The sequence below is a fragment of the Streptomyces panaciradicis genome (assembly GCF_023516615.1).
Taxonomy (GTDB): Bacteria; Actinomycetota; Actinomycetes; order Streptomycetales; family Streptomycetaceae; genus Streptomyces; species Streptomyces panaciradicis.
Genome location: NZ_JAMGBF010000089.1, coordinates 37,739 through 50,718 on the forward strand (window position 1 = coordinate 37,739; position 12,980 = coordinate 50,718).

The 12,980-nt window shown below is 71.3% G+C and carries 12 protein-coding genes; 6 read left to right on the plus strand and 6 right to left on the minus strand.

What is annotated here, in order from left to right:
• Positions 1 to 42: 42 nt before the first annotated feature.
• Both M8J74_RS27330 and M8J74_RS27335 read right to left on the minus strand, forming a co-directional pair.
• A complete protein-coding gene (locus tag M8J74_RS27330; protein WP_249838987.1) occupies positions 43 to 1,503 on the minus strand; it encodes a hypothetical protein in 1,461 nt (486 codons plus the stop codon).
• A 143-nt stretch (positions 1,504 to 1,646) separates the two neighbouring features.
• A complete protein-coding gene (locus M8J74_RS27335) occupies positions 1,647 to 2,774 on the minus strand; it encodes an alpha/beta hydrolase (protein WP_249838988.1) in 1,128 nt (375 codons plus the stop codon).
• 224 nt (positions 2,775 to 2,998) lie between these two features.
• On the opposite strand from M8J74_RS27335, the gene M8J74_RS27340 reads away from it, so the two are divergent.
• The 6 genes from M8J74_RS27340 to M8J74_RS27365 all read left to right on the plus strand — a co-directional run bounded on the left by M8J74_RS27340 (position 2,999) and on the right by M8J74_RS27365 (position 8,266).
• Positions 2,999 to 4,810 carry a phosphatidylglycerol lysyltransferase domain-containing protein gene (locus tag M8J74_RS27340; protein ID WP_249838989.1) on the plus strand — a complete coding sequence of 604 codons (1,812 nt, stop codon included), beginning with the start codon at positions 2,999 to 3,001 and terminating at the stop codon, positions 4,808 to 4,810.
• 182 nt (positions 4,811 to 4,992) lie between these two features.
• Positions 4,993 to 5,904 (plus strand): dihydropteroate synthase, encoded by a 912-nt coding sequence (gene folP / locus M8J74_RS27345; protein ID WP_249838990.1) that lies wholly within the window; start codon positions 4,993 to 4,995, stop codon positions 5,902 to 5,904.
• On the plus strand, positions 5,901 to 6,404 hold the full coding sequence (locus M8J74_RS27350; RefSeq protein ID WP_058924021.1) for a nuclear transport factor 2 family protein: 504 nt from the start codon (positions 5,901 to 5,903) through the stop codon (positions 6,402 to 6,404). Before folP ends, M8J74_RS27350 begins: the two co-directional genes overlap by 4 nt.
• Before the next feature lie 303 nt (positions 6,405 to 6,707).
• Positions 6,708 to 7,067 (plus strand): dihydroneopterin aldolase, encoded by a 360-nt coding sequence (gene folB, locus M8J74_RS27355; RefSeq protein ID WP_058924022.1) that lies wholly within the window; start codon positions 6,708 to 6,710, stop codon positions 7,065 to 7,067.
• Positions 7,064 to 7,675: a 2-amino-4-hydroxy-6-hydroxymethyldihydropteridine diphosphokinase gene (folK, locus tag M8J74_RS27360; protein WP_249838991.1), complete on the plus strand. Its 612-nt coding sequence runs from the start codon at positions 7,064 to 7,066 to the stop codon at positions 7,673 to 7,675. The genes folB and folK overlap by 4 nt, the downstream gene beginning before the upstream one ends.
• Before the next feature lie 105 nt (positions 7,676 to 7,780).
• The gene (locus M8J74_RS27365; RefSeq protein WP_058924024.1) at positions 7,781 to 8,266 is read left to right on the plus strand and encodes a DUF3180 domain-containing protein; all 486 of its coding nucleotides are present in this window, start codon (positions 7,781 to 7,783) and stop codon (positions 8,264 to 8,266) included.
• A 29-nt stretch (positions 8,267 to 8,295) separates the two neighbouring features.
• Here M8J74_RS27365 and folE read toward each other — a convergent pair whose 3' ends face one another.
• From folE to tilS, 4 genes are all read right to left on the minus strand, one after another.
• Positions 8,296 to 8,901 (minus strand): GTP cyclohydrolase I FolE, encoded by a 606-nt coding sequence (gene folE / locus M8J74_RS27370; protein WP_200699825.1) that lies wholly within the window; start codon positions 8,899 to 8,901, stop codon positions 8,296 to 8,298.
• 139 nt (positions 8,902 to 9,040) lie between these two features.
• Positions 9,041 to 11,080, minus strand: a complete 2,040-nt coding sequence (gene ftsH / locus M8J74_RS27375; protein ID WP_249838992.1) for an ATP-dependent zinc metalloprotease FtsH — start codon at positions 11,078 to 11,080, stop codon at positions 9,041 to 9,043.
• 206 nt (positions 11,081 to 11,286) lie between these two features.
• The gene (hpt, locus tag M8J74_RS27380) at positions 11,287 to 11,826 is read right to left on the minus strand and encodes a hypoxanthine phosphoribosyltransferase (RefSeq protein ID WP_239015224.1); all 540 of its coding nucleotides are present in this window, start codon (positions 11,824 to 11,826) and stop codon (positions 11,287 to 11,289) included.
• Positions 11,827 to 11,917: 91 nt separating this feature from the next.
• Positions 11,918 to 12,934: a tRNA lysidine(34) synthetase TilS gene (tilS, locus tag M8J74_RS27385; protein ID WP_372500282.1), complete on the minus strand. Its 1,017-nt coding sequence runs from the start codon at positions 12,932 to 12,934 to the stop codon at positions 11,918 to 11,920.
• Between the last annotated feature and the right edge of the window lie 46 nt (positions 12,935 to 12,980).

Here is a 12,980-nt window from a genome sequence, read left to right on the forward strand (position 1 = left end):
CGGGGCGGCCTCGCCCGGTTCACCACCGCGAGGCCCGACCGGCTAGGAGACCGCGCTCCGTACGCCCCGCAGCCCCTGCAGGTCGATCTGTTCCGTCTCGTCGTGCGCCGTCAGGTCGATCACCTGGCCGACACCGCGCGCCTCCTCGTCGGCGGGCTTGAAGTCCGCCTCGGCCTCGGCCTTGTGGAGAGCGAGCGCCTCCTGGCCGACCACGTCGGCGAGGTCCTCGTTCTGCACGGACTCCAGGTCGCCGGGCGAGGGCTCGGTCTTGGTGCCGAAGAAGTCGAAGCCGCCCTCGACCGACGGGCGCCGCACGGGCGCGGCCGGCACGACGGCCACCGCGGTCGGCTCGACGAAGTGCCCGGAGGGCTGCTGCACGGGCTGCGCGGACGGCACGGGCGTCCGGGCCGAAGTGGTGGCGGCCGCGCGCTCGTGCTCGTCGACCGCCTCGGGCTGCCCCTGCGCCTCGTCCTCCCGCGCCGCGGCCTCCGTGTCGTCCTCGGCGGCCCCGGTCACCGTGGCGACCGGCTCCGCGGCACCCTTCGCGGCGGTCTCGGCCGTGGGGGCCTGGGAACCGGCGGTCGCCCGCACCGGGCCGCCCTTCGCGGACCCGGTCCTCCCCGGACCGTCACCCTTCCCCGGCCCGTCACCCTTGCCGGGGCCGGCGCCCTTCGGGGAGCCGTCGTCCTCAGGACCGGTGCCGTCCTGCGCGCCGCTCTCCACGCTCTCGCCGTTCACACCGTCGTCGCCCTCCGGAGAACCGTCGCCGTCCTCCTCGAAGCGCTCCTCGGCGTCGTCTCCGGCACCCTCTTCGACGTCATCCTCGACGTCTTCCTCGACGTCCTCGTCGAACTTCTCCAGCGCCGCCTTCGCCCGAAGGAACAGCTGCGACCCCTCGGGCGAGAAGACGGCGGGAGCCTCGGTCCTGTCGTCCGCGTCGGCCGCCGTCTCGTCGTCGGCCGGCGAGGCAGCCACAGCCTCGGCGTCCGTCGCGGGCTCCGCCTCCTGGGCCGGCACCGGCGGCAACGCGCGCGAGGGGGTGGGATCCCCCGCCTCTATCTCGAGCAGCCGGCGGCCCTCCAGGGCGCTCGCCCGCTCGGTCTCCGCCGTGGCGTACCGCCGCAGCAGGGCCGCGTGTTCGTTGCGCAGGCCCGCCAGTTCCGCCCGCTTGGCCCGCAGCCGCTGCTCCAGCTTGGTGCGCAGCTCGCGCGACTCGTCGAGGTCGGCCTCCAGCTCGGCGACCCGCTCCTCGTGCCGCCACTCGTCGCTCGCACGCGCGCGCGTGAGGTCGGCCACCTGTTTGCCGGCCTGCGCGTCCCAGCGGCGCATGACGGCCGCGCCCACGACGGCGGTGGCGGCGGCGAACGCGGCGACGACCCGGAGCGCGGCCGCGGAGGAGAAGACCCAGGGGCCGAAGGCGCAGACAAGGGAGACGCCTGCTATCGCCGACGGCGGCAACAGCCTGTGCAGAGGCGGGGAATGGCGGTGACGTCCACGTGGCATGGCCAGAAACTTACCGCGCGTAGGCGACCCATGGCGCCCCGCCCCGCAAAAACACAGCCATAACGAAACGTTCACAGGGCATCAGGAAATGGCTCCCGCAAATTCGGCAAGATCATCCTCTGCCGAACCCGCCGAATCCCCTGTCACCGGTCGCTCAGCCGGCCACTGATCCACTGCAGTGTCGCCGGAATCTCGCGCCGCCACGTGTTGAAGTTGTGACCTCCGCTGTCGAGGATGATCGACGAGATCCGCGTCAACCGGGTCGCCTGCACGCGCGAAATGAACTTCAGGGTGTCCTTGTAGTTGTGTTCCCCGATCCGGCTGCTGGTGACGAGCAGTGAAGTGTCGGGGGCGGGCAGGTGCTTGAGGCACCACCACAGATCCGCCCGGTCCCGCAGATTCCTGTCACCCTGGAAGAGATCGCCCGTAGTGGGGTCCAGGGGCGCCTTGTAGTACGGCGACAGCCCGGCTGCGGCGGCATAGGACCCGGGATGGTGCATGGCGAGTTTCAGTGCGCAGTAGCCGCCCGTGGAGTCGCCGATGATCCCCCAGCCTGCCGGTTTTCTGCCCACCCTGTAGTGCGCGATTACGGCGTCGGGAAGATCCTTGGCGAAAAACGTCTCCGTCTGCGGGCCGCCCGGGATGTCCACGCACTCGGTGTCCCGCGGCGGCGCGACCGTCGGCCGCAGCATCACCAGGATCATCGGCTGCATACGCCCGTTCTTCGCGAGCGCCTCCGCCGTGCTCGGATAGCGCAGTTTGTCCACGAGCGCCTGCGCCGTACCCGGATATCCGGTGAGAACGACGGTCGCGGGAAAGGTCCGGGTGCGGTAGCGCGGCTGGAAGTACTCCGGCGGCAGATACACGTACGCGGGCGTGGCGATGTGGGTGCGGCGGCCGACGATGTCGACCTTCTGGATCTGCCCGCCGGACTGCGGCGGGGCTCCGCCGGCTCCCCGCACGTTCGATGTGTCGATCACCTCCAGCGGGCCGCCCGAGCCGCCGAGCGCCGTGTGGTTGACCACCACGCCCTGGTCCTTCTCCTGACCGAACAGGTCCGCCCAGCTGGCGTAGAACCCGAAGGTCTGGTTGGCGGCGAGGCCCAGGGAGGCGAAGAGGGCCAACTGGGTGCCGAGCAGCAGACCCACCCGCCCGCCGACGGCCCGCCAGTGCCGCCGCGCCAGACGCGGCCACAGCCACACCGTGCCGACGAACAGCAGCACGGCGAACGCGACCGCCAGACACAGCACTTTGTTGCTCGTAAGACCCATGACCTGCTTCCTGCCTGCGGTTCTCAACCGGCTCCCCCACGCCTTCGCAAGGGCTTGTCCGGGACTTTCCTCGGCCTTTGGACCGGCTTTGGGGAGACGCTGGAACCTTGCTCCCCGAGACACCGTCCTAGAGGGCGCAATGTCGCCGGATGCCCCGATCGGCACCGGATTCAAGGTCTCTCGCAGAACTACGGGATGCGATGTCTGTCAGGACAGATGAGGAAATGTCGGGCGGGGTTCCCTCTCGATCACGCAACGCTCGGCGCGTACTGCGAGGTCCGCGCCCCGAGGCCGTCCCCGTCCTCGTCGCCCGGGCCTGCGCGCTCGTGGGCGTCCTGGACATCGCCGCGGGCGTCTTCCCGCGCTTCCGGCACAGCCGTATGCACACCATCGCCGAGGTGCTGCCCGGAGCGTTCGGGCCGTTCGCGGCCGCGCTCTCGCTCAGCGCCGGCGTGCTGTTGCTGCTGCTCGCGCACGGACTCAGGCGGGGCAAGCGGCGCGCCTGGCGGGCCGCGGTGGCGCTGCTGCCGGCGGGCGCCGTCGCGCAGTTCACGTACCGCCACTCCCTGATCGGGGTGGTCATCTCGCTGGCGCTGCTCGCGCCGCTGCTGCGCCACCGCGACCAGTTCAGCGCGCTGCCCGACCCGCGCAGCCGGTGGCGCGCGCTCGCCAACTTCGTCCTCATGGGCGCCGGATCCCTCGTTCTCGGGTTGATCATCGTCAGCGTCCACCCGAATCGCATGGTCGGCGACCCGAGCCTGGCCGATCGCATTACGCACGTCCTCTACGGCCTCTTCGGCTTCGAGGGCCCGGTCGACTACCAGGGCAACACCTCCTGGACCGTCGGCTTCTCCCTGGGCGCCCTGGGCCTGCTCACCGCGGTGACGACGATCTACCTGGCGTTCCGCCCCGAGCACCCGGCGGCCCGGCTGACCCCGCAGGACGAGGCGCTGCTGCGCGGACTGCTGGAGAAGCACGGCCGGCGCGACTCCCTCGGCCACTTCGCCCTGCGGCGCGACAAGGCGGTCGTCTTCTCGCCCAGCGGCAAGGCGGCGGTGACGTACCGCGTCGTCTCCGGCGTGATGCTCGCCAGCGGCGACCCCATCGGCGACGTCGAGGCCTGGCCGGGCGCCATCGAGCGCTTCATGGACGAGGCCAAGGCCCACTCCTGGACGCCCGCCGTCATGGGCTGCTCGGAGACGGGCGGCGAGGTGTGGACCCGCGAGACCGGTCTCGACGCCCTGGAACTGGGCGACGAGGCGGTGGTGGACGTCGCGGATTTCTCCCTCGCCGGCCGCGCGATGCGCAACGTGCGGCAGATGGTCAAGCGCATCGAGCGCGCCGGTTACGAAACCCGGGTACGACGTGTACGTGACCTCGGCGACACCGAGTTGGCGCGTATCCGGCAGGCGGCCGAGGACTGGCGCGGCACCGACACCGAGCGCGGCTTCTCCATGGCCCTGGGCCGGATCGGCGACGCCTCCGACGGCGACTGCCTGATCGCCACCGCCCACAAGGCCGACGACGAGCCGGGCGAGTACGGCGACCTGAAGGCGATCCTGCACTTCGTCCCCTGGGGCGAGGACGGCGCCTCGCTGGACCTGATGCGCCGCGACCGCTCGGCCGACCCCGGCATGAACGAACTCCTCATCGTCGCCGCCCTCCAGGCGGCCCCGAAGTTCGGCATCACGCGCGTGTCGCTGAACTTCGCGATGTTCCGCTCGGCCCTCGCCCGCGGCGAGAAGATCGGCGCGGGCCCGGTGCTGCGCGCCTGGCGCGGGCTGCTGGTCTTCCTCTCGCGCTGGTTCCAGATCGAGTCGCTGTACAAGTTCAACGCGAAGTTCCAGCCCCGCTGGGAGCCCCGCTTCGTGGTCTACCGCGCCTCGGCGGACCTGCCCCGGATCGGCTTCGCCGCCATGCAGGCGGAGGGCTTCGTCAACCTCGCCCTGCCGCTGCCGCGCTTCCTGCGCCGCCGCAGGTCCGCGCCGCGCGTGTGCGCCCACTCCGTCGCGGAGCGCGACGTACGCGCCGCGTGAGGGGGCACGAGCGCGCGGCGTGAGCCGCCGGCCGGACGGGACGACCGGACCGGCCGCACGCCGCGAAGGACAGGCCCGGACGCGAGTCCCTCCCCTCCAGCCCGGGGGCTCGCGTCCGGGCCGTCGTGTTCCGCGGCGGACCGTGGCGTCGTACGCCCCGGTCCGGGGCCTACGCTGAACGTATGAGCAAGCAGAGCGGACGCGGGCGCGTCGCGGGCCTTCCCGAGTGGGACCGCTGCGCGGTCATGGGAGTCGTGAACGTCACCCCCGATTCCTTCTCCGACGGCGGCCGCTTCTTCGACACCACGGCCGCCGTCAAACACGGACTCGAGCTGGTCGCCGAGGGCGCGGACCTGGTCGACGTCGGCGGCGAGTCCACCCGCCCGGGCGCCACCCGCGTCGACGAGGCCGAGGAACTCAAGCGCGTCATCCCCGTGGTGCGCGGTCTCGCCTCCGAGGGCGTCACCGTCTCCGTCGACACCGTGCGCGCGTCCGTCGCCGAGCGCGCCCTCGCCGCCGGCGCCCGCCTCGTCAACGACGTCAGCGGTGGCCTCGCGGACCCCGCGATGATCCCCGTCGTCGCCGCCTCCGGCGCCCCCTTCGTCGTCATGCACTGGCGCGGCTTCCTGGAGGGCGGCAACGTCAAGGGCGTGTACGACGACGTCGTCACCGAGGTCGTCGACGAACTCCGCGCGCGCGTGGAGGCCGTCCTGGCCGGCGGCATCGCCCCCGACCGCGTCGTCGTCGACCCCGGCCTGGGCTTCTCCAAGGACGCCGAGCACGACCTCTCGCTCCTGGCCCACCTCGACCGTCTGCTCGTCCTCGGCCACCCGCTCCTCGTCGCCGCCTCCCGCAAGCGGTTCCTCGGACGCGTCCTCGCGGGGCCGCAGGGCGCGCCGCCGCCCGCGCGCGAGCGCGACGCCGCGACGGCCGCCGTCTCCGCGCTCGCCGCGCACGCCGGCGCGTGGGCGGTGCGCGTGCACGAGGTGCGCGCCACCGCGGACGCGGTACGGGTCGCGCGCGCCGTGGAGGAGGCGCGCACCACCGAGCACGCGCCCCGCGCGACCGCCCCCGGCGCAGAAGGAGCCCGGTGAGCGCCCCCCACACCGACGTCGAGCAGGTCGAGGCCGCCAACACCGCCTTCTACGAGGCACTGGAGCGCGGCGACTTCGAGGAACTGTCCTCCCTCTGGCTCACCCCCGCCGACCTGGGCATCGACGAGGAGTACCACGACCCGGCGGACGCCGGCGTGGTCTCCTGCGTGCACCCCGGCTGGCCCGTGCTGACCGGCCGCGGTGAGGTCCTGCGGTCGTACGCGCTGATCATGGCGAACACCGACTACATCCAGTTCTTCCTCACCGACGTGCACGTCTCCGTCACCGGCGACACCGCCCTGGTCACCTGCACCGAGAACATCCTCAGCGGCGGCCCCGCGCCGGAGGGCGGCGAGGAGCTCGGCCCGCTCGTCGGCCAGCTGGTGGTCGCCACCAACGTGTTCCGCCGCACACCCGACGGCTGGAAGATGTGGTCGCACCACGCCTCCCCGGTTCTGTCCGAAAACGAGGAGGGCGAGGACGAGGACACCCCGTCCTGACGGGGTAGGCGGACCTCCGAGGAGACCCCCCCTCGCCCCGCTCGCACCCTCACGGGTCACGTCGGCACCCGCCGGGAGCAAGAAGTGGTTGGAATCACGGCGTGCTGGGTAGGGGCGGCTACCAACCCGTGAGCCGCCGGGTCCCCCAGGGGAAACACACGATGAAAGCTCCTGGTCCCGGCATCGGCCCGCGCCCCCGTGGCCGGTGCCTGTCAGTGCCCGCGGGTAGATTCGTTCGAGGCCGGTGTGCCGCCCGCACACGGCAGTGACCGGCCGTCACCGACGACTGCAGGAGTGATTCGCGTGGATCGTGTCGCGCTGCGCGGCCTGAAGGCCCGCGGGCACCACGGTGTGTTCCCCAAGGAGCGCGAGGAGGGCCAGACCTTCATCGTGGACCTCGTCCTCGGGCTGGACACCCGGCCGGCCGCGGCCGACGACGACCTGGCGAAGACCGTGCACTACGGCATCGTGGCGGAGGAGGTCGTGGCCGTCGTCGAGGGCGAGCCCGTCAACCTCATCGAGACGCTCGCCGAGCGCATCGCCCAGGCCTGTCTGAAGCACGACGGGGTCCAGGAGGTCGAAGTACGCGTCCACAAGCCGGACGCGCCGATCACGGTCCCCTTCGACGACGTGACCGTCACCATCACCCGGAGCCGAGTATGACCGCGTTCTCCACCGAGGGGCACAGCGACCCGACCGTACAGCCGGTGCCCGCCTCCGTCGTGCAGCAGGTGGACGCCGCCGACACCACCCTGCACAACCCGAAACGGGCCGTGATCTCCCTCGGCTCCAACCTCGGCAACCGCCTGGAGACCCTCCAGGGCGCCATCGACGCCCTGGAGGACACCCCGGGCGTCCGGGTCAAGGCCGTGTCGCCGGTGTACGAGACGGAGCCGTGGGGCGTCGAGCCGGGCAGCCAGCCCTCGTACTTCAACGCGGTGGTCCTGGTGAAGACGACCCTGCCCCCCTCCTCGCTCCTGGAGCGGGCGCACGCGGTCGAGGAGGCCTTCCACCGCGTCCGGGAGGAGCGCTGGGGCGCCCGCACGCTCGACGTCGACATCGTCGCCTACGACGGTGTCCTCTCCGACGACCCGCTGCTGACCCTTCCGCACCCCCGCGCCCATGAACGCGCCTTCGTCCTCGCCCCCTGGCACGACGTCGACCCCGAGGCCCAGCTGCCCGGCCGCGGCCCGGTGGCCGGCCTCCTCGGCGCCGTCACCCGGCACGGCGTGGAACCCCGCGAGGACCTGGAACTCCACCTGCCCGAGTAGTCGTTAAGGTCAAGACGACAACGCCGGGACGACCACCGTCCGCGGGCGCGGGACAACCACGGTCCACGGGTCGGGCCCGTCAACCGGGGGAGCTGAAGGGACACCGTGAGAGAGCTGCGCATCAGGGTGCTGGCCGGCGTGTTCGTCGTGGCCGGGATCCTGTCCTGGGCGGGCGCCCGCCTCTGGAACTCGATCGGGACGCTCCCCAGCGTCCCCCTGGCCGCCCCCATCGTCCTCGCCCTGATCGCCGTCGTCCTGACGGCCACGGCGCTCTCGATCCGCGGCCGTCTCAAGGCCCAGCGCGAGCGCCGTCCCGAGGCCAAGGGCGTCGACCCCCTGATGGCGGCCCGCGCGGTCGTCTTCGGCCAGGCCAGCGCGCTCGTCGCGGCCCTCGTCGCCGGGATGTACGGCGGCACCGGTGTCTTCCTGCTGGAACTCCTGGACATCCCGGCCCGCCGCGACCAGGCCATCTACGCCGGCTTCTCGGTCGTGGCGGGCATCGCGGTCATAGCGGCGGCCATCTTCCTGGAGCGCGTCTGCAAGCTCCCGGACGACGACGAGAACGACAACGGCGCGGCGTCCCCGGCCTGAGGGTCGGGACACCGGGGCCCCGGCGGGCCCTACTTGGCCATGATGAGGCTCATCGCCTCGTTGCGGGTGGCGGGATCGCGCAGCTGCCCGCGCACGGCCGACGTTATGGTCTTGGCGCCCGGCTTGCGGACCCCGCGCATGGACATGCACATGTGCTCGCACTCGACGACCACGATCACCCCGCGCGGCTCCAGGATCTTCATCAGCGAGTCGGCGATCTGCGTGGTGAGGCGTTCCTGCACCTGCGGACGGCGGGCGTAGACGTCCACGAGCCGGGCCAGCTTCGACAGCCCCGTGATCTTGCCGTCCGCCGACGGGATGTACCCGACGTGGGCGACGCCGACGAACGGCACGAGGTGGTGCTCGCAGGAGCTGAGCACCTCGATGTCCTTCACCAGGACCATCTCGTCGTGCCCCAGGTCGAACGTCGTCGTCAGCACGTCCTCGGGCTTCTGCCACAGCCCCGCGAAGATCTCCCTGTACGCCCGCGCGACCCGCGCCGGCGTCTCCTTCAGGCCCTCCCGGTCCGGGTCCTCCCCGACCGCGATCAGCAGCTCACGGACGGCGTTCTCGGCACGCTTCTCGTCGAACTCGCCGATGCTGCCTTCGCCGTCCAGCGTCACGGGGTCGGTCATGTGGATTCTCGTTCCTGTGCGGGTCACGCGTGCGGGTCACGCGCCTCGTCTGCGGCCTGGCTGAAAACGCCGCGCCCCCCAGGCTAAAACCTGGGGGGCGCGTGCAGCCATTCCGGTCCGTGCGGGCCGAACGGCGAGGTCAGCTCTCGGGCCGGTCCTCCGGGATCGCCTCGGTCGCCGGAGCGTGCTCCGTCGCCGTCGACTTGGCGGTGGAGATCGCCGGGGTCGCGCCGTTGGCGCCGTTCGTCAGTGCGAGCTCCCTGGGGGAGAGCACCGGCGGGCGGGTGGACGGCGTACGCCGCGAGGAACCGGTCCACGCGGGCCGCGGCGGACGCTTGACGATGGGGGCGAAGATCTCGGCGATCTCCTCCTTGTTCAGCGTCTCCTTCTCCAACAGCTGCAGGACGAGGTTATCGAGGACGTCGCGGTTCTCGACCAGGATCTCCCAGGCCTCGTTGTGCGCGTTCTCGATGAGCTTCTTGACTTCCTCGTCCACCAGCGCGGCGACCTCTTCCGAGTAGTCGCGCTGGTGAGCCATCTCACGCCCGAGGAACGGCTCGGTGTTGTCACCGCCGAACTTGATGGCGCCCAGCCGCTCGGTCATGCCGTACTGGGTGACCATCGCGCGGGCCGTGGCGGTGGCCTTCTCGATGTCGTTGGCCGCGCCCGTGGTCGGGTCGTGGAAGACCAGTTCCTCGGCCGCCCGGCCGCCCAGCATGTAGGCGAGCTGGTCGAGCATCTCGTTGCGGGTGGTGGAGTACTTGTCCTCGTCCGGGAGCACCATCGTGTAGCCGAGCGCGCGGCCGCGGCTCAGGATGGTGATCTTGTGGACCGGGTCGGAGTTCGGGGAAGCCGCCGCGACCAGGGCGTGTCCGCCCTCGTGGTACGCGGTGATCTTCTTCTCCTTGTCCGACATGATCCGGGTCCGCTTCTGCGGGCCCGCCACCACACGGTCGATCGCCTCGTCGAGCATCGAGTTGTCGATGAGCTTGCGGTCGCTGCGGGCCGTGAGCAGAGCCGCCTCGTTGAGGACGTTGCTCAGGTCCGCACCGGTGAAGCCCGGCGTACGGCGGGCGACCGCCGCGAGGTCGACGTCCGGCGCGACCGGCTTGCCCTTCTGGTGGACCTTGAGGATCTCCAGACGGCCCTGCAGGTCCGGCGGGTCGACCGCGATCTGGCGGTCGAAGCGGCCCGGGCGCAGCAGCGCCGGGTCGAGGATGTCCGGACGGTTGGTGGCCGCGATGAGGATCACGCCGCCCTTGACGTCGAAGCCGTCCATCTCGACGAGCAGCTGGTTCAGCGTCTGCTCGCGCTCGTCGTGACCGCCGCCGAGGCCGGCGCCGCGGTGGCGGCCGACCGCGTCGATCTCGTCGACGAAGACGATCGCCGGGGCGTTCGCCTTGGCCTGCTCGAACAGGTCACGGACCCGGGAGGCACCGACACCGACGAACATCTCGACGAAGTCGGAACCGGAGATCGAGTAGAACGGGACCCCCGCCTCACCGGCGACGGCACGCGCGAGCAGCGTCTTGCCGGTACCGGGGCGGCCGTAGAGCAGCACGCCCTTGGGGATCTTGGCGCCGACGGCCTGGAACTTCGCCGGCTCCTGCAGGAACTCCTTGATCTCGTGGAGTTCCTCGACGGCCTCGTCACAGCCCGCGACGTCGGAGAACGTCGTCTTCGGCGTGTCCTTGGTGATGAGCTTGGCCTTGGACTTCCCGAAGTTCATGACCCGGGAGCCGCCGCCCTGCATCTGGTTCATCAGGAACAGGAAGACGACCACGATCAGGACGAAGGGAAGCAGGGAGAGCAGGATGCCCAGGAAGGGGTTCTGCTTGGACGGCGACACGGTGTAGCCGTCCGGGATCTGCTTGTCCTGGTATTTGGTCTGCAGCGTGTTGGCGATGGCCACGCCCTGGTCGCCGATGTAGCTCGCCTGGATCTTGGAGCTGCCCTCGACCTTTTCGCCAGACTTGAGCTGGACCTTGACGGTCTGCTCGTCACCGGTGGTCAGCTTGGCCGACTCCACCTTGTTGTCGTTGATCGCTGCGACGACCTGGCCTGTGTCCACCGTCTTGTAGCCGCCGGACGAACCGACGACCTGCATCAACACGACCACGGCAAGGACGGCCAGCACGATCCACATGACCGGCCCACGGAAGTATCGCTTCACGTCCATCCACACGGAGCGGAGCCGCCCCGTCCCTCCTGCCATAGTGAGTTTGATAAGACAGTTCTTCTGACGGTACCCCAGCATTGTCGCCCGAAGCCGCACGGGCGGGCTGGCAACCCGTCTGCATGCTCCAACGGCGCGAAACCCGCTGGGGTTCCCGATCGTCCTACAAAGAAGGCTCTCTTGGCCCCAAGGATGCCCTCGGGGACCGGTCAGCCGCCGTAGACGTGGGGCGCGAGCGTACCGACGAACGGGAGGTTCCGGTACTTCTCGGCGTAGTCGAGGCCGTAGCCGACGACGAATTCGTTCGGAATGTCGAAGCCGACCCACTCGACGTCGATGGCGACCTTGGCGGCGTCCGGCTTGCGCAGCAGGGTGCAGATCTTCAGGGACTCGGGCTCGCGCGAGCCGAGGTTGTTGATCAGCCAGGACAGCGTCAGTCCGGAGTCGATGATGTCCTCGACGATCAGGACGTGCTTGCCCTTGATGTCGGTGTCGAGGTCCTTGAGGATCCGCACCACTCCGGAGGACTGGGTGCCCGCGCCGTACGACGACACGGCCATCCAGTCCATGGTGACGGGGGTGGACAACGCCCGCGCGAGGTCGGCCATGACCATCACCGCGCCCTTGAGGACACCGACGATGAGCAGGTCCTTGCCCGCGTATTCCGCGTCGATCTTCGCGGCCAGCTCGGCCAGCTTCGCGTCGATCTCTTCCTTGGTGATGAGCACCTGCTGAAGGTCGGCACCCATGTCTTTCGCGTCCACCCGCATCACTTTCGGTCGTCCCACCGGCTGCCCGGCCCCTGGAGGGACCCGGATCCCCCACAAATGGGGATGAGATTCAGCCTTGCCGAATCACCAGTCTGCCACCCTGGCGCTGGGCGACGACTTTGCCGGGCAGGTTGATGGCCCCCTGGCCGCGCCAGCCGGTGATCAGCCGGTCGACTTCCTCGATGTGGCGGGCGAACAGGGAGCCCGCGGGAGCGCCGGCCTCGATGGCGGCCTGGCGCAGGACGCGGCGGCGCACGGCGGGCGGCAGGGCGTAGAGCTTGGCGCACTCCAGCAGACCCGCGGCGTCCCGTACGGAGGCCTCGGCCTGACGTGCCCAGGCGTCGAGGGCGTCGGCGTCGTCGCGGGAGAGCTGGGCGGTGCGGGCGAGAGCCTCGACGACACCCTTGCCGAGGGCCTTCTCCAGGGCGGGCAGGCCCTCGTGGCGCAGCCGGGAGCGGGTGTAGGCGGGGTCGGCGTTGTGGGGGTCGTCCCAGACGGGCAGGGACTGGACCATGCAGGCCTTGCGGGCGGTCTGCCGGTCGAGCTGGAGGAAGGGGCGGCGGTAACGGCCGCCGGCCCCCGAGACCGCGGCCATTCCGGACAGGGAGCGGATGCCGGAGCCGCGGGCGAGGCCGAGCAGAACGGTCTCGGCCTGGTCGTCGCGGGTGTGGCCGAGCAGGATCGCCTCGGCACCGTGGCGGGCGGCGGCGTCGTCGAGGGCGGCGTAGCGGGCGTCGCGGGCGGCGGCTTCCGGGCCGCCTTCGCGGCCGACGGTCACGGCGACGGAGTCGACCGGGTCCAGGCCCAACTCGCGCAGCCGCAGGGCGACTTCCTCGGCGCGCAGGTCGGAGCCGGGCTGCAGGCCGTGGTCGACGGTGACGCCCCCGGCGCGGATGCCGAGCTTGGGGGCCTCGAAGGCGAGGGCGGAGGCGAGGGCCATGGAGTCGGCGCCGCCGGAGCAGGCCACGAGCACGAGCGGCGCGGACGCGCGCGCGTATCGGCGCTGCGCGGAGACCGCGGTCCGCCCCGAGGCGGCGGAGGACCCGGGGACGGCGGAGGACCCGGGGACGGCGGGGCCGGGCACCACGGACGGGCCGGGCACCACGGACGGGCCGGAGCCCACCGGAGTCCCG